General features: G+C 54.2%; 22 protein-coding genes. 8 read left to right on the forward strand and 14 right to left on the reverse strand.

Annotated elements, in window-relative coordinates; genetic code table 11:
- Positions 1-38: 38 nt before the first annotated feature.
- The 13 genes from DXU84_RS10755 to DXU84_RS10815 all read right to left on the reverse strand — a co-directional run bounded on the left by DXU84_RS10755 (position 39) and on the right by DXU84_RS10815 (position 12,875).
- A complete protein-coding gene (locus tag DXU84_RS10755; protein ID WP_153375684.1) occupies positions 39-1,097 on the reverse strand; it encodes an NAD(P)-dependent alcohol dehydrogenase in 1,059 nt (352 codons plus the stop codon).
- Between the two features lie 99 nt (positions 1,098-1,196).
- Positions 1,197-1,946, reverse strand: a complete 750-nt coding sequence (gene hutC, locus DXU84_RS10760) for a histidine utilization repressor (protein ID WP_037035698.1) — start codon at positions 1,944-1,946, stop codon at positions 1,197-1,199.
- A gap of 55 nt (positions 1,947-2,001) precedes the next feature.
- Positions 2,002-2,772: an enoyl-CoA hydratase-related protein gene (locus DXU84_RS10765; protein ID WP_126124917.1), complete on the reverse strand. Its 771-nt coding sequence runs from the start codon at positions 2,770-2,772 to the stop codon at positions 2,002-2,004.
- Positions 2,769-3,662, reverse strand: a complete 894-nt coding sequence (locus tag DXU84_RS10770) for a 3-hydroxyacyl-CoA dehydrogenase family protein (RefSeq protein ID WP_112198448.1) — start codon at positions 3,660-3,662, stop codon at positions 2,769-2,771. Before DXU84_RS10770 ends, DXU84_RS10765 begins: the two co-directional genes overlap by 4 nt.
- A 15-nt stretch (positions 3,663-3,677) precedes the next feature.
- The gene (locus DXU84_RS10775; protein ID WP_153375686.1) at positions 3,678-4,880 is read right to left on the reverse strand and encodes a CaiB/BaiF CoA-transferase family protein; all 1,203 of its coding nucleotides are present in this window, start codon (positions 4,878-4,880) and stop codon (positions 3,678-3,680) included.
- Positions 4,877-6,421 carry a histidine ammonia-lyase gene (gene hutH, locus DXU84_RS10780; RefSeq protein ID WP_153375688.1) on the reverse strand — a complete coding sequence of 515 codons (1,545 nt, stop codon included), beginning with the start codon at positions 6,419-6,421 and terminating at the stop codon, positions 4,877-4,879. Before hutH ends, DXU84_RS10775 begins: the two co-directional genes overlap by 4 nt.
- Positions 6,418-7,302 (reverse strand): ABC transporter substrate-binding protein, encoded by an 885-nt coding sequence (locus tag DXU84_RS10785; protein WP_013575673.1) that lies wholly within the window; start codon positions 7,300-7,302, stop codon positions 6,418-6,420. Before DXU84_RS10785 ends, hutH begins: the two co-directional genes overlap by 4 nt.
- 34 nt (positions 7,303-7,336) lie before the next feature.
- Positions 7,337-8,044 carry an ABC transporter permease gene (locus DXU84_RS10790; protein WP_015689988.1) on the reverse strand — a complete coding sequence of 236 codons (708 nt, stop codon included), beginning with the start codon at positions 8,042-8,044 and terminating at the stop codon, positions 7,337-7,339.
- Entirely contained in the window at positions 8,041-8,691 is a 651-nt protein-coding gene (locus tag DXU84_RS10795) for an ABC transporter permease (protein WP_153375690.1), read from the reverse strand. Before DXU84_RS10795 ends, DXU84_RS10790 begins: the two co-directional genes overlap by 4 nt.
- A gap of 4 nt (positions 8,692-8,695) precedes the next feature.
- Positions 8,696-9,790, reverse strand: coding sequence for an ABC transporter ATP-binding protein (locus DXU84_RS10800; protein WP_013575676.1), 1,095 nt, complete (start codon positions 9,788-9,790; stop codon positions 8,696-8,698).
- Between the two features lie 261 nt (positions 9,791-10,051).
- Positions 10,052-10,900: a helix-turn-helix domain-containing protein gene (locus DXU84_RS10805; RefSeq protein WP_013575677.1), complete on the reverse strand. Its 849-nt coding sequence runs from the start codon at positions 10,898-10,900 to the stop codon at positions 10,052-10,054.
- Between the two features lie 163 nt (positions 10,901-11,063).
- Positions 11,064-11,831: a phytanoyl-CoA dioxygenase family protein gene (locus DXU84_RS10810; RefSeq protein ID WP_013575678.1), complete on the reverse strand. Its 768-nt coding sequence runs from the start codon at positions 11,829-11,831 to the stop codon at positions 11,064-11,066.
- Positions 11,832-11,978: 147 nt separating this feature from the next.
- Positions 11,979-12,875, reverse strand: coding sequence for a LysR family transcriptional regulator (locus DXU84_RS10815; RefSeq protein ID WP_013575679.1), 897 nt, complete (start codon positions 12,873-12,875; stop codon positions 11,979-11,981).
- 156 nt (positions 12,876-13,031) lie between these two features.
- Here DXU84_RS10815 and DXU84_RS10820 point away from each other — a divergent pair, with 156 nt between their 5' ends.
- Both DXU84_RS10820 and DXU84_RS10825 read left to right on the forward strand, forming a co-directional pair.
- The gene (locus DXU84_RS10820) at positions 13,032-13,757 is read left to right on the forward strand and encodes a pirin family protein (protein WP_153375692.1); all 726 of its coding nucleotides are present in this window, start codon (positions 13,032-13,034) and stop codon (positions 13,755-13,757) included.
- Between the two features lie 532 nt (positions 13,758-14,289).
- Positions 14,290-14,565 carry a helix-turn-helix transcriptional regulator gene (locus tag DXU84_RS10825; protein WP_223509806.1) on the forward strand — a complete coding sequence of 92 codons (276 nt, stop codon included), beginning with the start codon at positions 14,290-14,292 and terminating at the stop codon, positions 14,563-14,565.
- A gap of 107 nt (positions 14,566-14,672) precedes the next feature.
- Here the strand turns inward: DXU84_RS10825 and DXU84_RS25115 are convergent, their stop codons facing one another.
- On the reverse strand, positions 14,673-14,975 hold the full coding sequence (locus DXU84_RS25115; protein WP_228388999.1) for a hypothetical protein: 303 nt from the start codon (positions 14,973-14,975) through the stop codon (positions 14,673-14,675).
- Between the two features lie 26 nt (positions 14,976-15,001).
- Between DXU84_RS25115 and DXU84_RS10835 the strand changes: the two genes are divergently transcribed.
- The 6 genes from DXU84_RS10835 (at position 15,002) to DXU84_RS10860 (ending at position 19,985) form a co-directional block, all read left to right on the forward strand.
- Positions 15,002-15,535, forward strand: coding sequence for a GNAT family N-acetyltransferase (locus DXU84_RS10835; RefSeq protein WP_112152407.1), 534 nt, complete (start codon positions 15,002-15,004; stop codon positions 15,533-15,535).
- A 288-nt stretch (positions 15,536-15,823) separates the two neighbouring features.
- Positions 15,824-16,384 (forward strand): GNAT family N-acetyltransferase, encoded by a 561-nt coding sequence (locus DXU84_RS10840; protein WP_112198456.1) that lies wholly within the window; start codon positions 15,824-15,826, stop codon positions 16,382-16,384.
- A 35-nt stretch (positions 16,385-16,419) separates the two neighbouring features.
- Entirely contained in the window at positions 16,420-17,748 is a 1,329-nt protein-coding gene (locus DXU84_RS10845; RefSeq protein WP_153375694.1) for an LLM class flavin-dependent oxidoreductase, read from the forward strand.
- A complete protein-coding gene (locus tag DXU84_RS10850; protein ID WP_013575685.1) occupies positions 17,745-18,476 on the forward strand; it encodes an amino acid ABC transporter ATP-binding protein in 732 nt (243 codons plus the stop codon). Before DXU84_RS10845 ends, DXU84_RS10850 begins: the two co-directional genes overlap by 4 nt.
- Positions 18,477-18,500: 24 nt before the next feature.
- Positions 18,501-19,169, forward strand: a complete 669-nt coding sequence (locus tag DXU84_RS10855; RefSeq protein WP_153375696.1) for an amino acid ABC transporter permease — start codon at positions 18,501-18,503, stop codon at positions 19,167-19,169.
- A gap of 15 nt (positions 19,170-19,184) precedes the next feature.
- On the forward strand, positions 19,185-19,985 hold the full coding sequence (locus DXU84_RS10860) for an amino acid ABC transporter substrate-binding protein (RefSeq protein ID WP_013575687.1): 801 nt from the start codon (positions 19,185-19,187) through the stop codon (positions 19,983-19,985).
- Positions 19,986-20,046 lie beyond the last annotated feature (61 nt).

A 20,046-nucleotide genomic window follows, 5' to 3' on the forward strand; every position in this document is an offset into this window, starting at 1 on the left:
CCCGCAGGAGCCATTTTTGTCTTCATTGCTGCGGCAGATTACACCGCCGCAGGCGCGGTCAGGGAAGCCATATCAATCACAAAACGATAGCGCACATCGGCTTTTTCCATACGCTCAAACGCTTCGTTAATTTCATCCATGCGGATCATTTCACAATCCGGCAGAATGTTTTTCTCAGCACAGAAGTCGAGCATTTCCTGCGTTTCACGGATGCCGCCGATTGGCGAACCGGCCACGCGACGACGGCCTAACAACAGCGGTACGGTGTTGAATTCTTCCATCGGCCCGACCTGCCCGACCAGCACCAGCGTACCGTCCACATCCAGCAACGGCAGGTACGGCGTGACGTCATGTTTGACCGGCACGGTATCGATGATCAAATCAAAATGATCGTGTGCCTGCGCCATCGCGTCACTGTCGGCGCTGACCAGCAGACGGCTTGCACCTAATTCCAGCGCATCGGCTTCTTTGGCATTTGAACGGCTCACCACCGTAACATCTGCACCCAGACCGACCGCCAGTTTGACCGCCATATGGCCCAGACCGCCCAGACCAATCACGCCCACGCGGCTGCCCGGCCCGACGTTCCAGGTTTTCAGCGGCGACCAGGTGGTGATACCGGCGCACAGCAGCGGCGCGGCTTTGGAGAGATCTAACCCGTCCGGCATACGCAGACAAAACTCCTCGCGCACCACTAAATGCTTGGAGTATCCGCCCTGCGTCGGCTCTTTGGTGAAACGATCATAACCGGCGTAAGTCCCGGTGTTACCTTCGCGGCACAACTGTTCTTCACCTTTTTTACACTGATCGCATTCCTGACAACTGTCTACCATGCAACCGACGGCAACATGATCGCCCGGTTTGTAGCGGGTGACGCCTTTACCGATACTGGTGACACGTCCGACGATTTCATGGCCGGGAACAATCGGATAATAGCTCCAGCCCCAGTCATTTCTTGCGGTATGTAAATCGGAATGGCAAACGCCGCAATACAGAATTTCCATTGCGACATCGTTATCACGCAGGCCGCGGCGTTCAAACGTAAACGGCGCCAGCGGTTTTTTAGGATCGTAAGCAGCAAATCCAACAGTTTTCATCAGTAAACTCCTGAGTCGTTAATGACCCGTTAACTATAGAATTTACCGCCGAAGTCACAAGCCACAGTCCTCCTGAATCCTTGCCTGATCCTGTTCAGTTTATTTCTTAAAGCTGCCGAACATTTTGTAGCGTCCGCCCGGATACAACAGCCGGGCGCAGGTCACCACTTTTTCATGATGCCAGGTGCGGCGCAGGGTTTGCAGGCACGGCTCGGTCTGATGAATATTCAGCAGGCGCTGTTCGTCGTGACTGGCCATCACCGCTTCAATGGTATGTTCGCCCGCCGTCAGCGGTGCCAGTTGGGTCAGATAGGCGAAAGGCGTGGTTTTAGTGAAATCCTGGTGTAAATACAAGGGGGCGATGTCCGGATTCACCAGCCGGTCTTCCAGTTGCACCGGAATGTCATTTTCGTAATGCACAATCACCGAATGAAACAACACCACGCCGGGCAGCAGCATAAATTTCATTGCCATGCTGTCACCGGCACTTTGCTTACCCAGTTGCAACACGCGGGAGGTATGAAAGTGCCCGCGGCTCTTAATTTCGTCAGAAATGTTATTCACTTCCAGCATCGGCGTGAACGCTTTCATTTCATTGACAAAGGTGCCGACGCCCTGCAAACGCAGCAGATAGCCCTCCGTGGTTAACTCGCGCAGTGCCCGGTTTATGGTCATCCGGCTGAACCCCAGCTCGGCGACCAGTTCACTTTCTGACGGCACGCGCTGATGCGGTTGCCAGTGTCCGTGCAGGATCTGATTAATGATCCCCTGTTTCACCTGCTTATACAGCGGAGAAGGCTCGTCTCCGGCATCCGCAATGACTTCTGATAGCGTTCTGTTTGATGACATCATTCCTGCCTTGTATGTCGCACGGAGCACGGCGGCTGGCGTATTTTACCGGACGTTATTTGCCGGTAAACCCCGCCTGTTCTTTCGCCGCCAGTGCACGCATGCCTTCGCTGCGGTCGTCACTGGCCGCAATCAGGGCCGACAACGAACGTTCATAACTGATGCCCGCCGTTAAGCCCATATCGAAACTCGCCAGCACGGCTTTTTTGGCCATCTTAACGGCGAGCGGTGCGGCACGGGAAATATTCTGCGCAATCTTTAACGCCTGTTCCGTTAACGTTTCCGGCGTGGTGACACGACTGATCAGTCCGGCGGCCAGCGCTTCTGTGGCGGTGATTTTTCGCCCGGCGAGGATGATTTCCATCGCCAGTGATTTCCCCACCGATTTAACCAGCCGCTGCGTGCCACCCGCGCCGGGGATAATCCCGATGTGCGTTTCCGGCAGCCCGATAATGGCCGTGTCATCAGCAATCACGATATCGCACAGCAACGCCAGTTCCAGCCCGCCGCCCAGTGCATAACCGGATAACGCCGCGACAACCGGCGTTTCAATGGCGGCAATCTGATCCCACTTTTCACTGAAACCGCTGGTGTAAAGGGCTATCGCTGAGGCGGTGGCCAGCGTGCCGGTATCGGCACCCGCAGCAAACGCACGCGCGGAGCCGGAAATCACGATGGCGCGGATCTGTTTATCACCGTCCAGTTCGCGCATTTTCTCCAGCAATTGCGTCAGCATTTCTGAACTCAGCGCGTTAAGTTTTTCCGGCCGGTTAAGAATGATATGCGCCACGCCCTGATGACGTTCACAGCGGATAAGTTCGCTCATGGTTTTTGCATCCCGCTGATGGCAAGGATTGTGGCGTTTCGGTGCGCGAGACCTTCTTCAATAGCCTGCGCCGTCCACGGATAAAACCCGGCGCCGGTTTTGGTGCCCAGATTGCCCTGCTCAATTTGCGCCAGCAACCACGGCGGCAGCTCCTCGTCGCGCGATAAGGCTGGCAGTAATATCGCGGCGACATTTTTCACCGTGTCCAGTCCGGCAAAATCCATCAGCTTCAGCGGCCCCATCGCCGACCAGCGCGGGGCGAGCGTACTTTGTACAGCGAAGTCCACGTCTTCGATGCTGGCAATTCCGGCTGTGACCAGATGCAACGCCTCACGCAGCATGGCGTATTGCAACCGGTTGACGATAAAACCCGGCGCTTCTTTATGAATGGTCACCGTCTGTTTACCCAGTTGCTGACAAAGCGCATCGGCCTGCTGACGCGTATTTTCATGGGTTTGCGGTCCGCAGACAATTTCCACCATCGGCATCACATCCGCCGGATTAAACCAGTGCAGGCCGATAAAGCGCGACGGCACCGCCAGTACGCTGGCAATCTGCCCGACCGGGACGCTGGAGGTGTTGGTGGTCAGCAGACAGTCGTCGCTGACATGTTTTTCGATCTCCTGGAAAATCTGCTGCTTAAGCGCCAGCACCTCAGCGATATTCTCCGAAACAATCTTCGCGCCTTTCAGACATTCCGCCATGGACGTCGTAAACGTGACCGACGCCGTCAGCCCGGCGTCGATACTGTCGATCACTTTGGCCGCATTGTGCAGCGAGTTTTCAGTGCGTGAATAAAGCGCCACCTTAAAGCCGCTGGCGGCAAATACCGCAGCGATCCGCGCGCCCATCGTGCCCGCGCCAATGACTGCAACCTGCGTTGGTTCCATATTATCTGCCTCCGGTTAAATGACGCCCTGTTGCGCAAGTGTGTCCATCTCCTGCGAAGACAGCCCCAGTTGTGCACTGAGAATGGCGCGGGTGTGCTCGCCAAGCTGTGGCGGCATTAAATCGGGTAGCTGGTTCATGCCGCTCAGCTTCACGGGCTGCGGTAAGATACTGATTTCACCGGCGACCGGATGCATCACCTGATGCAGTAATCCGCGTTCGGCGGCGTGCGGGCTTTGCAGCAGTTCATCCAGCCCCCAGACCGGTGCGGCGGGAATACCACCGGCATCGAGCAGGGCGAGCGCCACGACCACCGTTTTGTCGTGCAACCACTCTTCAATCAGCCCCCGTAACTCATACTGATGTTTCAGGCGCTGCGGATCCGTCGCAAAGCGCGCATCCTGTACGATTTCCGGTTTGCCAATGGCCTGTGCCAGACGGAGGAACAGGCTGTCATTGGCGACGGCAATCACCAGATAACCGTCTGCCGCACGGTAGCTGTCCATGGGGGCGCTGATCGGATGTGCATTGCCCAGTCGCCCGGCCAGCGGCATACCGCCCAGCAGTTGTGTCAGCGAGACCATTTGCATCGACACCATCGCATCAAGCATCGCGACATCCACATGTTGCCCGAGGCCGGTAATGCCCCGTTGCAGCAATGCCGCCAGAATGCCCCACGAACAGTACAGACCCGACACCACATCACCAATCGCATCCCCCACCCGCGTCGGTTCGCCGTTCGCCCAGCCGGTGACCTGCATAATGCCGCCCATCGCCTGGATCACATGATCGTAAGCGGCTTTATGCGCCAGCGGTCCCTGCTGCCCAAAACCGGAAATACTCGCATACACCAGCTTCGGATTGATCTTCTTTACGGCGTCATAATCAATGCCCAGGCGGGTGGTCACACCGGGCCGGAAATTTTCCACCAGCACATCCGCGCTTTCGATCAGTTGCTCCAGCACGGCCCGGCCTTGCGGTGATTTCAGGTTCAGCGTCAGGCTTTTTTTGCCGTGATTAAGCAGCATGAAATAGGTGCTTTCGCCATTAACATGCGGGGTGAAATCACGGGAATCGTCACCTTTACCCGGCATTTCAATTTTGATCACTTCCGCACCCAAATCATTGAGCAGCGAAGCGCAGTAAGGCCCGGCCAGCACGCGGGAAAGGTCGAGCACTTTGATCCCTTCCAGCGGCCGGGATGTCGCTGATACACTCATGCGGTTTCTCCCTCAACGGTGTCTGCGAAAATCAAAGGTGTCAGCGCGCGCAAGATATCGCCCTGTTTGATGAGCTGGCGGATAGCCAGCATATCCGGATACATTTCCTCGTCACTCTGCCGGAAGGCCACCTGCTCACGCACCAGAGACAGCACGGTTTCCGTGCCCGCCGAGGCGCGCAGTGGCCGGTGGAATTCCACCGCCTGCGTGGCACACAGGATTTCTATCGCCACGATATCAATGGCATTTTCAACGGCATCAATAGCATTGCGTGCCGCCGTCACGCCCATGGAAATGTGATCTTCCTGTCCGGCACAGGTGGACACGGTATGTACACTGGCCGGTGCTGCCAGCGCACGGTTTTCCCCTGCCAGCGCGGCCGCTGCATACGGCGGGATCATCATCCCTGAATGCGCCCCGCCATTGGCCACCAGAAAAGCCGGCAATCCGCTGAGATGGCTGTTCGTCAGGCGGTCAGAACGGGCCTGCGAACCGGTGCTGAGTTGCGCAATGGCAATCGCCAGCGCATCCAGACACAGCGCCACCGGCGCACCGTGCCCGTTGCCCCCCGGCAGTACATTCAGCTCGCCGTCTTCGACCATAAACACCGGATTATCCGTGACAGAATTCACTTCCGTGGTCAGCGTTTTCAGGCAATAACTCAGCACATCCCGCGCCGCGCCGTGCATTTGCGGAATACAGCGCAGGCTCAGCGCGTCCTGCACGCGAAAATCACGGTATTTATCGAGGATCTCACTGTCACGCAGTAAACTGCGCAAAATCTGCGCGGTTTCCTGCTGACCGTCGTGCGGGCGCAGCGCATGAAGGCGGGCGTCATACCCGCGGATGTTTCCCTTAAGCACTTCCAGACTCATGCCACCCGCGGCATCCGCCACCGGCAGCAATTCGCGGAAAGTTTCCGCCGCCAGACAACCCAGCGCAGTGATTTCATACGTACCGCTGACCAGTGCATGGCCTTCGCGCGGGCCGGGAATGCGCACGGCAATCCCCGCCCGTTCCAGGGCTTCCCGTGCCGGTAACAGTTCGCCCTGATAGAACGATTTTCCATAGCCGAACACTGACAGCCCGATATGTGCGGTGGCAATCAGATAGCCGACCGACCCTTTGGCGGGTGACCACGGCGTCACCCCCTTATTGAGCATATCGGCCATCGTCTGCACCAGCGCCGGGCTGACGCCGCTGAATCCCTGCAACAGGGATTTCATCATCACCGCCATCATCGCCCGCACTTCATGCTGCGCCAGAACCGGCCCTGTACCGCAGGCATGGCTTTTCAGCATATTGAGTTGCACGTCGGAAATTTGCTCCGGCGACAGGCGCTGAGTGACCAGGTCGCCCACGCCGGTAGTCAGGCCGTAAATCACTTTATTGTTATCAATCGCCTGCCTGATTTTCTCGTGCACGATCAGCATGGCGTCTGATGCTGACGGGTCCGGCAGCACCGGCGCCCCGTAAGCGATATCGGCGATGTCACGGACGGAGGTTTCCGCCGTGCCTAAGATGACAGTGCGCGTCATCATTTATTCAGCCCGTGCCCGGTCAGCCACTCTTTTGCCACAGCATCCACGCTTTCGAAATTCGCCAGTTTGCCGTTCATCACGATCAAATCGCTGGTGGTCAGTTGCCTGGACACATTGTTCAGCGTGGTTTCAACCACCTCGCTGGCTTTGTCTTTTGCAATCAGCGGCACAATGTTTTGCGCCGGGAATAAGTGTTTGGAATCTTCCAGTGCCACCAGATTCTTCGTTTTCATCGCCGGATCGGTTGAGGTCATGTCCGCGACCTGAATCTGATTGTTGGTCAGTGCAGACAGCGTCAGCGGACCTGCGACGTCGAGCACTTTGAAGTTCTTAAAGGTCAGGCCGTAGACTTCGTTCAGCCCTTTCACACCTTCACGACGGGTTTTCCATTCAGCCGGACCACCCAGTACCAGCGTTTTCGCCACCGGCGCCAGATCACTGATATCTTTCAAATTGTATTTTTTGGCAGTTTTTTCAGTCACTGCCAGCACATCGCTGTCCTGCGCCGCAGAAATATCCAGCATTTTGATTTTCTCAGGCAGCGCTTTCGCCAGCGCCGCCGCCACATCTTCAGCAGAATGCGCCTGGGTTTTTTCGTCGAGATAACTCAGCGTGGCACCGCTGTATTCCGGGATCAGGTTGATTGAGCCGTCAAGCAGCGCAGGCATATACACCTCACGGCTGCCGATATTAAGTTTGGTTTCCACCTTGACGTTTTTCGCCGCCAGCGCCTGCTGATAAATAGTGGCAATCAGCTGGCTTTCCGGGAAGTCCGCCGAACCGATAATAATGGTGCCACCCGTCTCAGCGGAGAAAGCGGCAGGGGCGTGCACGACGGCAGCAGAAAACAGGGCAACGGCGAGCAGATTTTTCAATTTCATTTTTGTCAGGCTCCGGAATGAGTGAGTAGATAATTCAGTTATTCGATAAAGGAATTGTTTTTTTACGGCGGCGTTCACGCTGCCGTAATCCTGGTGAAACAATGAAACGAATTAAAAAAGAGAAAAACACATCAACCAGTAACGCTAATATTCCCACCATAAAAGCACCCGCAACCATTTGCGGATAATCGTTCTGCGCACGGCCATCAATAATCAGCCGCCCTAACCCCCCAAGCGAAACATACGCAGCAATCGTAGCCGTAGATACAATTTGCAGCGCAGAGCTGCGGATGCCGGATAATATCAGCGCCATTGCACAGGGTATTTCCACCGTCAGCAGTAATTTCAGCGGTGAATATCCCATGCCGGTTGCGGCGTCAATAATCGCCGGATTAATCGCCCTGATGCCGGAATATACCCCCATCATGATGGGCGGTAATGCCAGAATGATCAGCACAATCAGACAAGGCACAATAAAAGCCAGGTCTGATTCAAATACCGGCCCGAACAGAATTACCAGTAAAATGATCAACCCGAATGAAGGCAGCGCACGCATGGCATTGGCGCTGCCGATTAATAACATCGCACCTTTGCCGGTATGACCGACATAACAGCCAATCGGGAAAGCGATAATCACCGCAATAAACAACGCTTCAATGCTGTAAATCAGATGCTGAAATATCAGCACCAGCAAGCCGTCATCGTTGAGCCAGTGACCGGAGTCCAGCAACCAGTTAATCATTTCGCATTCCTTTTCGGTTGCCAGGTGGTCATTTTATTGCCGGTGCGCAGCACCAGATTATCCAGCAGCAGCGCCAGCACAATGCACAGGAAAATACCGGCAATAATCGGCGTCAGAAAATGTAGCTGGAAACCCTGGGTAAATAACGCCCCCAACTGCGGCATGCCGACCAGTGCTGAAATCGACACAATACTGACGTTCGATACCACCACTACCCGCATACCTGCGGCGATTACCGGCACAGCCAGCGGTAATTCCACGCTCAGGAAACGCTGCAAGAGCCGGTAGCCCATGGCGACAGCGGCCTGATGGGTTTCATGTGGAACAGAATCCAGCCCGTCGCACACGGTACGGATCAGCAGCGCAAACGCATAAAGTGTCAGAGCCACCACGACATTCACGGTATCCAGAATTTTCGTGCCCAGCAGACCGGGTAATAAAACAAATAACGCCAGGGAAGGAATGGTATAGAGCAGTCCTAATATATTGAGAATGCCGTCTTTAAATTTCCCACAGCGGTGCAAAACACCCCCGACCGGAATAGCCAGTGCCAGCCCGATTAATACCGGAATAACAGACAGGTAAACATGCCAGCCGAGCAGCGTTAATATATTTTCCCGCTGCTGAAATAACCAGTCAAAACGCATGGTATTACCTCACAGCACGGGAATGAGAAAGTGAAAACACCTGTTCGATATTTGCCGTACCCATAAAGCGCTGCTGTTCATCAACCACGATACCGCGCTGACAGGGAGAACTTAATACCGAATCCATTAACTGACGCAGCGTGCCATTTTTCGGCGCAAAGGTGCTGCCGAGATTAATATCTTCCGGGTCCACGGTGGTTTTATTTTGTGTCACATCATACCAGCCGAGCGGACATTCATTTTCAACCACCAGTAACCAGGCACTTTCTCCGGCAAGGGATCGGGCTTCGCTGACGGAAATACCCGGCGCGATCACAGGTTCTTTCGTCAGGCTGATATTATCAGGGATCATATCGAACGAAAGTTTGCGGTATCCGCGGTCACGGCCAATAAAGTCAGCGACAAACGCATCCCCGGGTTCATTAAGTAATTTCACCGGTGAGGCGATTTGCGCCAGACGACCACCGGGGCGGAAAACCGCAACCTGGTCGCCTAATTTCATCGCCTCATCAATATCGTGCGTCACCATAATAATGGTCTTGCCGATTTCACGTTGTAATCTTAAAAACTCATCCTGTAACTGTTCGCGCACCACCGGATCGACGGCGCTGAAAGGTTCGTCCATCAGCATAAATTCCGGGTCCGATGCCAGCGCACGCGCCACGCCGACCCTTTGTTGCTGACCACCGGACAACTGCCACGGATAGCGCTCCGCCATCGTCAGCGAAAGCCCGACCATTTCAAGTAATTCGAGGGCTTTTTTACGCGCTGCCGTGCGTGTCGCACCGTTGAGCAGCGCGGTGACCGCAATATTGTCCTGCACGGTTTTGTGCGGAAACAGCCCGGCGTTCTGGATCACATAACCTATTTTGCGGCGCAGTTTGACCAGATCCATTCCGGCGGTCGGCTGTCCGTTCAGCAAAATGTTGCCTGAAGACGGCTCGGTTAACCGGTTGATCATGCGCAGTGAAGTGGTTTTTCCGCAGCCCGAAGGCCCGACCAGCATAGTAATTTGTCCCGTCGGCGCACTGAACGACAGCCTGTCTACAGCCACCGTCCCATCTGCGTAAAATTTGCTTATGCTCTCAAATGAAATCATTACGTTTCCAGCCACATTACGGAGTGTTTTTCATGAGGCGCCTGCGTGTGATTATTTTGCAGACCTGACATGTACTAACTTGTATGTACAACCTAGCAAGCAGGATGCCAACTTCTCTGTGCGGGTGAAAAGCCACGGATTACGGCGGATGGGATGTGCCGGGGGGTAAAAAGTGAACGGAAGATGCGGTTTTTTTGCACCAGAAACAAACACCCCGCCCCATTGCGGTGCGGAATGTTTTACTTTCTGGCTACAGGCTGTTTACGACTTTCGCTCAGACAACTGACTCAGCCACTGACTGCGATATTCAGAAGGCGAACGGGCGGTGCTTTTGCGGAAAACCCGGCAGAAATAGTTGCTGTCAACGAAGCCGCTGCTGGTCGCCACTTCTTTGATTTTCAGTTCATAACCTTTAAGCAACAGTTTTGCCTTTTCCAGGCGGACGTGATTCAGATACTCGCTGAAGCCGATATCTCCGGATTTACGAAACAAATGAGACAGATAATTCGGCGTGATATGGAAACGCTTTGCCACGTTTTCTCGCGTCAGCGGCAGTGAGGCATTCTCTTCAATATACTTTTTGATTACCTCAAACAGCGCCCCGCTGCGGGTAAGGATCTGCGCCCTGTTAGCGAGCTGTTCCTGACAATGACTTAACAGCCCCGCCACCACGCAGCGCGCGGTTTGCTGGTCGTCAGGACTGGAGACAATTTCATTCATCGCCTGCAACAGAAACGAGCCTACACGCGGGCCAAGGCGGGAAACACTTTGTTTATCCGTGCCGGTAAATGTCACGCCATCCCAAAACTGTAAACTGAACCCCAGTTTTTCTTTGCTGAACAGAACACTCAGCACAATCGCGGGCTTGTCCCACACCATCAGATTCCATTTTCCCCCCGGAATATACAGCGCATCACCCTGCCTGAGCAGCCCTTTGCCTGTGGCAATGCTGCGATCGCGGACTTCGCCTTCAACGACAAATTCAATACGGGGAAAACTGACCACGGAGGCCAGTTCAGGCGGCGGCTGGGAATTATCAGGAAACCTGACAGCAAACACATCACTGCCGGACACCGATCGGAACAGTGTTTCTATCACGTCTTGCAGCATGGCAGTCTCTCAGAGGTTTTCTCTTCATAATAACATACACGTAACACATACGCGGTGATGCGGCCAGCCACACTGTGACCGCCCTCTGATGTCCGTCATAAAGGCCGGTAAAAATGCCATGAAAAAGCCTGACCGGCAGGCCAGGCCTGGGGAAAACAGAAATTCAGAGCACGTCGAGCAACCATTTCTGCGCAGGCGTCAGGCGGCTTGCCGTTTCCGGCTTCAGCCATTTACGCTGATCCTGCTGCTGTGCATCCGCGCGGTCGATATACAAACTGTGCAGCACGCGGCGACGGGTGCCGATGCGGTTATTGGTGCCGCCGTGCCAGGCGTGAGCGTTGTAAATCATCACGCTGCCCGCCGGTGCTTCGAACACCACTTCATCAGGATGCGGTAATTCAACATCCGCCAGCACATCCTCCGGCAATTCCGGGCGGTGATGGGTGCCGGGAATAATGCGCGGTGCGCCGTTGGCGGCACTCAAATCATCAATCGCCACGATGGCATTGACCAGATGGACTTTCGGAAAATCCGGACGCGGCTTTTTCCAGTCAGCATGCAGCGGCTGATGGCCGCCCCGGTGCAGCGCTTCGCGTCCGTTGAGGCTCGAAACCTTAAACGCGCCACCAAAAATATGATGACAGACGGACAGGATCAGCGGATGCGACCACACTTTTTCCCACACGGTACCTTTGTTGATCATGTTGGCGATACGGGTCGCGGTGGCTTCCTGATGGTGTTCGACGGCGAGATTATCGCCCTCTTTGTCCACCAGCATGTCAAACGCGGTGCGCATCTCTTCCAGCCAGTCTTTGTCGATAACATTATGAATAACAAGGTATCCGCGCGTCTCCAGCTCGTCAGCCTGCGCCGGAGTTAATGGTTGTGTTGCGCCCAGCGCTGCAAGATATTGCTCAGATGAATGATTCATTTTCCGCCCCTTCAGTTAACGTTTGCGTAACATAAAAGTACGGCAGTTTTTATAGGAAAAAACGATGCCAATCCTACAAAACACTGGATTTATGTGTGATCGCCCAAAAAGTGTGACGCAGGTCTGCTCACCTCTGCGGTGCTTATCTCAGGCCGATACCAGCAGTTGTGCCTTTAGCCTTTCCTGTAAAAAATCGAGAAATACCCGGGTGACTTCGCTGCGCTGACGGTGCTGCGGATAAATGGCATGCAGGCTGAGTGCGCCGGGATGAAATGCATCCAGCACGCGAACCAGTGCGCCATATTGCAGCGCCGGTCCGACGATAAATTCCGGCAGTAATACCAGCCCGAGTCCGGCGACGGCCGCATCGCGCAGCACTTCGCCGTTATTGCTGACAATTGGCCCGCGCACATCAAACAGACGACGTTTGCCCTCCAGCTCCAGCTCCCAGCCGGTCTGTCCTTCGCGCCCGTAACGCAGGCAATGATGGTTGAGCAAATCCTCCGGCATTTCCGGCGTCCCCTTACGCTGAAGATATTCCGGGCTGCAGCAGATCACCCGCTTCAGTTCGCCAAGCCGCCGCGCCACCAGCGAGGAATCCGCCAGATTACCAATGCGCAGCGCGATATCGAAACCTTCACCCACCAGATCCACATAGCGATCGACCAGTTCTACCTGAAACTGAATCGCCGGATGCTGACCTAAAAACTCGGCAATCAGCGGCGAAAGGTGGCTGATACCAAACGACATCGGAATGCTGATGCGGTACGTTCCCTGAAGCGCCTGCCGCCTGGGCGAAACCGCCCGTTCGGCCTCTTCGATATCGTCGAGGATGCGCTGTGCATGTTGCGCGAACAACTGGCCGGACTCGGTCACCGACAGTTTGCGGGTATTGCGATTGAGCAGCCGCGCATGTAAGCCAGCCTCCAGCGACGCCATGCGGCGACTGACGTATTGTTTAGAAAGCATCAGTTGTTCAGCCGCCGTGGTAAAACTCCCCGCTTTTACCACAGCAATAAAAATACGAAGATCTTCTGTCTGCATCTTATCCGCACCCTTTATTCTCACGCCATTTATTGTCAACCAAAACGTGACAGTGATAGTCAAACAACCGCATTGTTGAGCAAATTAGTTTACGTGTATTCTCTGTTCATCGGAAGGGCAAACGCGCTTCCCCCCTGACAAACTGAGGAGCACATCATGATTGAACAACGTCTCTCTGAACAACGCGGATTGGGTGACCACGGCTGGTTGCATTCACGTCACACCTTCTCCTTCGCCAGTTACTGGGATCCAAAACAGGTCGGCTTCTCAGACCTGCTGGTCATCAACGATGATCAGGTTGCACCGGGGCGCGGCTTTGGGGCGCACCCGCACAGCAATATGGAAATTATCTCTTATGTGCTGGAAGGCGCGCTGGAGCATAAAGATTCAATGGGTACCGGTTCTGTGATTGTCCCCGGTGACGTGCAGCTGATGAGCGCCGGTTCCGGTGTGACGCACAGTGAGTTCAACCACTCCGGTGACGAAAAGGTGCATTTCCTGCAAATCTGGATCGTGCCATCTGAAAATGGGACCAAACCGGGTTACCAGCAGGTCTCTGTGCCTGAAGCGGAAAAACGCGGCCAGTTCCGCCTGATTATCTCGCCAACAGGTGACAACGGCTCACTGAGCGTGCGTCAGGACATGAAGATTTACGCGGGTTTCTTCGACGGTGCGGAACAGGCCACGTTCGACCTTGCCCCTGACCGTTATGCCTATGTCCACGTGGCACGCGGCAGCATCAAAGTGAACGGCATTGAATTCAGAACCGGTGACGGTGCACGTATCCGTCAGGAAGATAAACTCACCTTCACGGACGGCGACCAGGCAGAAGTCTTGCTGTTTGATTTGCGTCCGGTGGAAGTCAATCATCCGACCCGCTGATTGTCCGGCACGCTAATTGAAAGTGTTTAAGCAGGCGTATTACAGGTTTTTCGGCAATGCGCCTGCCCTTTTATTATCTTCGTCCTCACGGATAAAAAAGCCTGCTGTAATACTCTTCAACAGATCTGTTTCTCTGGAAAGCATCTCCCATCTATGTCGTTATCCAGTTGGTTTATAACCCTTCCTTACGTTATATTCGCCTCGTCGCGTCAAAAATACGCGGCTAGGTTTCGCAGCCTGAATACCACATCGGAAATACATATGTAATAATTATGTATTTGCCTCCGTACACCTGTCAGATACAGATGCTTGTAATTTGTACATCCTATGGTGACTCAGGCAAGGCAGCCTCCGGGCTGGCCGGCTTCCGATGTGACCGGTACTGCGAACCTTGTCTGAGCCACCACCAAACGAGTTTCGCAGCTCCGGTGGTGGTTAACTATCACATCGGAGAATACCTATGAAACTGCCCCATAGTCCGACTTTCCTGCCGTTTCCTACGTCGTACATCCAGCAGCATGAGGGAGAAATCCTGATTAATCAGGACTGGCACCCCGCTGACATCATTGCTGCACTGCGCAAAAAAGGCACCACCTTGTCTGCGGTTTCACGCGCTGCGGGTTTATGTTCAACCACATTAGCCAATGCGCTTACCCGCCCCTGGCCAAAGGGGGAATTGCTGATAAGCCAGGCTATCGGCGTGCCGCCTTCGATTATCTGGCCAAGCCGGTATTTCGATAAGCGCACAATGCAATTTGTTGAACGTCCATTGCGCACGCCCGGTAAGAAACCCCCGTCAGACGAATAGCATAAACATCTCAGGGCGTTGTAAAGACGCCCTTTTTCTTCCTCTCCCTGCTAACTCCCTGAATTCGGCACATCGCAGCCGTGATTAACGTCAGGCTCGGAAGGTCGTTATGGCTTTCCATCAGCAACCCGCCCCCCTGTCGGATCAACCACCATGCCACACAAACTCAATCCTGCGGCCTGACGGTCAAAAAAACCGGTAAACAAACTGCACATCATCTGGTTTATGACTGCGCCATGCAGGCGTTTGAAAAACAGCCATCTTCTAAAACTGTTCTGCTTGCACATCCGGTGCTGGCGGCCAATATTACTGAACGGGATCTTGACCACTGGTGAGATCCGGCTCATTACACCGGCCGCGCCGCGCAAAAAGTTGATGAGGTCATCCGCTTTGCCGTGCAGTCCGGTCATCTGACTTCTTCTGAGGGATCCGGGTTATGACACAACATTTCAGGCGGCTGACGCTGGATGATAAACACGATTATCTGGCGCTGATGCTGGACGCCTATGCGCCAATCAAAGCACTCGGGATTCAGTTTGATGCTGCCACCGCCGATCTGGCAAGCGTGACACAACATCTCAACGATCATGCAGTGTTTGCGCTCTTTGATGACCAGCGGATGGTGGCTTCGGTCACCCTGCGCTTCCCGTGGGGTGCAATGCCGGGACTCATAGGCCTGCCGCATATTGGCTGGTTAGGCACGCATCCGGATTACACCGGTCAGCGTCTCGGCAAGAAGCTGCTGGACTGGCTGGAAGACAACATTCTGATCCGCGAACTGAAAGCCCCGGCTTACTCGCTTGGCACCGCCACCAGCCATCCGTGGCTGCGTGACATGTACCTGAAACTGGGTTTTCAGCCGGTCTTCGAAAGAGACATCGGCAAAGGACACACAACGCTGTACATGAAAAAAATTCTCGATGAAAAAAGCCACGCCCGCTGGCTGGAACGTCAGGAAAATTTGTTATGAGCCTCACCGCCATGCTGACGAAACGGATTGTCAGCGCGGTTTATAACCTCGTCCGGCGGTATTAGTGAAAGAGCCCGGGGGATCTTGGGGGGCGGCGGCAGGCCGCCCCCCAAGTCGGTGTGGGCCGACGCCCACGGTTTTGACTTTGAAGTTAACGCCCGTATGGGCGGCCACCCCGCCCCTATTCCATCTCCCGCAACTGCATAGCAACTATTGTTGTTTTACATCGTTTGTTCCTGACTTTAATAATCGTTGTTAACGATGTGTTGCGAACAACAGGAACTGGATATGAGCCACGTGATCCGCCTTGCTCAGGAGTCTGAAGCAGCGGCGCTGCACAGCCTTTTGCAAAAGGCTTACGCGCCGCTGCTGGAACATAACATTCATTTCACCATCACCCGCGCCAGCGTTGAAGACGTGCGGGATGTTATCCGCAATGAAACCACCTATGTGCTGGAAAACGACGGCGTACTGACGGCGACGCTGACCACCCGTTTTTTGTGGACACCGGCAAAAAATCATCTTGCACCGTGGCCGTTTGTGCACTGGTTTGCGGTGGCAGAACATGCCAAAGGCCAGGGATTTGGCAATGAAATTATCCGCTACGTGGAAGAGACGTTTTTGCGTGACACGCTGAAATCACCGGCGGTGTATCTGGCAACGGCGGTGAAACATCCGTGGCTGACCGGGTTGTATCAGCGACGGGGTTATGAGCCATTTCATACCGCGACCAACCCGCTGGGTGTCGAACTGGTCTATCTGCGCAAAATTCTCAACCAGCAGGCATTCGAAGCACAGGAGCAGGCGCCGCTGGTGCGCTCCATCGCTGAATTACGCACGCTGGTTTAACGGCGGCTGAATAATATATTCTTAAGGATGAAACAATGAGTCAGAAAAAACAAATACGCCTGGGTGCCATTATTCAGGGCGCATCCGGAAATATGTCTGCATGGCGTCATCCGGATGCGGTTGCTGATGCCAGTATTAATATTCAGTTCTGCCAGCAATTAGCGCAACGAGCTGAACAGGCTAAATTTGATTTCTTATTTGTCGCCGACGGACTTTATATTACTGAGAAATCTATTCCGCATTTCCTCAACCGTTTTGAACCGATTACCCTGCTTTCTGCCCTGTCGCTGGTCACCCACAACATCGGACTGGTCGCCACCTTATCCACCTCCTACAGCGAGCCGTTTACCGTCGCGCGTCAGTTCGCCAGCCTCGATCATCTGAGCGGTGGCCGGGCGGGCTGGAACGTGGTGACCTCGCCGCTGGAAGGCTCGGCGAAAAACTTCTCCCGCGATAAGCACCCGGAACATGACGAGCGTTACCGCATCGCCAGTGAATACGTCAGCGTGGTGAAAGGGCTGTGGGATTCCTGGGAAGAAGATGCATTTGTGCGCAACAAAGCCACCGGCCAGTTCTTTGTGCCGGAGAAACTGCACACACTCAATCATCACGGCAAATACTACTCGGTGCAGGGGCCGCTGAACGTCGGACGCTCGCCGCAGGGCCGTCCGATCGTCTTTCAGGCCGGGGCGTCGGAACAGGGCAAAGCCTTTGCTGCCGAAGCCGCTGACGCCATTTACACCCGTCAGGAAACCCCCGAACTGGCCCGCGCATTTCGTCTCGATGTACAGCGTCAGCTGGTGGAAAACGGCCGTGCCGCCGAAGATATCCGCGTCTTCCAGGGTATCAGCGTCATTATCGGTGAGTCGCCTGCCGATGCTGAACGTCGATATCAGGAAACCGCCCAACTGGTGACGCTGGAAAGCGCGCTGGATTATCTTGGCCGCTACTTTGAGCATCACGATTTTGCACAATACGACCCGGATGCACCATTCCCGGACATCGGCGGGTTGGGGCAAAACAGCTTCCGCAGCACCACAGATGAGATCAAACGCAACGCCCGCGAACGCGGATTAACCCTGCGTCAGGCCGCACTGGAAGCCGCGACACCACGACCGACCTTCTCCGGTACCGCCGAAGATGTCGCCGACGGTCTGGAACACTGGTTTACCTCAGGTGCGGCCGACGGTTTTATCGTCCGGGGCGGCACCCCGACGGCGTTTGATGATTTCACCGACCGTGTGATCCCAATTTTGCAGGCGCGGGGATTGTACCGGACGGACTATGAGGCACAGACCCTGCGGGGGAATCTGGGGTTAAGTGAGCCGGAGAATCAGTTTGTTTCTGTGCGGGAGTACGCATGATAACGGTCAGCGGATTGAATAAATCATTTAACCAGTTCCCTGCTCTGTCGGATATTAATTTCACTGTAAAAAAAGGGGAAGTGGTATCGATTATTGGCCCTTCGGGTTCCGGGAAATCCACCCTGTTACGTTCGCTGAATTTGCTGGTCAGGCCGGATTCCGGCCTGATGCAGATTGGTGATAAACACATTAATGCTGCAACCCTTACCCGCAAACAAACGGGCGATTTTCGCCGCCAGACATCCATGGTTTTTCAGCACTACAATTTGTTTAAAAATAAAACCGCACTGGAAAATATCACTGAGATCTTACGTTTTACCCAAAAACTGAATAAAGCGCAGGCGCGGGAACGGGGTCAGGAATTGCTGGCGCAGGTGGGGCTGGCGCACAAATCGGCAGCCTATCCCGGCACTCTTTCCGGTGGACAGCAGCAGCGCGTCGGTATCGCCCGCGCAATGGCCGTTGATCCGCAGGTGATTTTATTTGATGAGCCCACGTCTTCTCTGGATCCCGAAATGCGCCGTGAAGTGCTGAACCTGATTGAAGGGCTGGCCGGTCGCGACTTAACCATGATGATCGTCACGCATGAAATGGGGTTCGCCCGCAATGTTTCTGACCGGATATTTTTCATGGAGCACGGTCATATTATCGAACAAGGCGAACCGGCAAAAATATTCCAGACCGTTTCCGGAAACCGCACCCGTTCTTTTTTACATGATTTTACCTGATGGCCGTAAACGGAACTTTTCACAATGAATTTTGATTTCCCTTATATGCTCGGCGTTATTCCGCAGATCCTCGTCTATCTTCCCGTGACTTTGCTGATTTCATTTCTTTCCATTCTGCTGGCAACCGTTCTGGGCATTATTTTCGCCTTATTACTCAGGGCCGGTAAAATACCCGCGGCTTTCGCGCATCTTTATATTTCATTCTTTCGTGGTACGCCGGTACTGGTACAGTTATTGATTATTTATTTTGGTCTGCCGCAAATTATCCCTTCGATGAATTCACTGAGTGCCATGAATGCGGTGATCCTCGGTTTAAGCTTAAACACGTCTGCCTATCTGGCGGAAATCTTCCGTGCCGCTATCGACTCCGTCGATAAAGGGCAACTGGAAGCCTCTCTGGCCTCCGGGCTGAGCATGTTTAAAACCTCCAGCCGTATCCTGTTTCCGCAAGCCTGCCGCAATGCGATTCCGGCTACCGGCAACGTCTATATCGGCCTGATCAAGAACTCCTCACTGGCGTTCACCTTAGGCGTGAGCGAACTGCTGGCTGCAGGAAAAATGGTGGCCACAGAGTCGCTGAAATTCTTCGAAGCGTATTTCGCTGTGGCGCTGGTCTACTGGGCGCTGACCATCATTTTCAGTGAGTTACAACGTCGCCTCGAAAAACATCTCGGCAAACCCTATGCCGGTTAAACAGGAAATTTTCATATGCGATTGTTAACACTGTCTATTTTATCCCTTCCCCTTTTACTGACTGCCTGCGATAAACCCGCCGTCAAAGCGGATGATCAACCCGTTCTGCGGGTGGGCGCGACACCGGACGGTTATCCGCACTATTTTAAAGAGGGCGACACCATCAAAGGATTCAGCACGGATATTCTCAACGCCGTCGCCGGCAAGATCCACTACAAAGTTGAATGGGTAACCTCCGACTGGGTGGGCGTTCTTGGCTCTCTGGAAACCGGCAAAGTGGATACCGTGGGCAATTTTGCTGACACGCCGGAGCGGCGCAAGAAATATGATTATTCAGCGCCCTACTATTACTCTGCGGCGCAACTGGCAGTCAGTAAAAACAACACCACTATTCACGGTTTACAGGACATGAAAGGGAAAACGGTCGCCGCCGATCTCGGTTCGAACTATGGCAAAGTCCTGAAAGAATTTGACCCGAAAAACGAAATCAGGTTGGTGACCTTTGAGGGTATGGATGTGGTGGTTAACAGCGTGGCGCAGGGAAAAGTCGATGCGTATGTTTCCGGCCAGGTGATCCTGCTCGGGCAAATCAAGCGTAAAAATCTGCCGCTGAAAGTCGTCGGAGAACCCTTTGGCCTGAAACAGGTCGCCCTGCCATTCAGAAAAGATGCGCGCGGAGAAGCGCTGAAACAAAAAGTGGATGTCGCACTCGGTGAATTACGGGCAGACGGCACATTGAAGAAGATTTCCGAAAAATGGTTTGACCGGGATCTGAGTGTGGATACGGAATTAACCTCGGTCAGCAAAAGACAATAAACGCATTTTTACCGTGGCTTTCCGCTCCAAAACCCCGCCCGAAACAGGCGGGGTTTTGGAT

The sequence above is a fragment of the Rahnella sp. RcJ3 genome (genome assembly GCF_009498575.1).
Classification (GTDB): domain Bacteria; phylum Pseudomonadota; class Gammaproteobacteria; order Enterobacterales; family Enterobacteriaceae; genus Rahnella; species Rahnella aceris.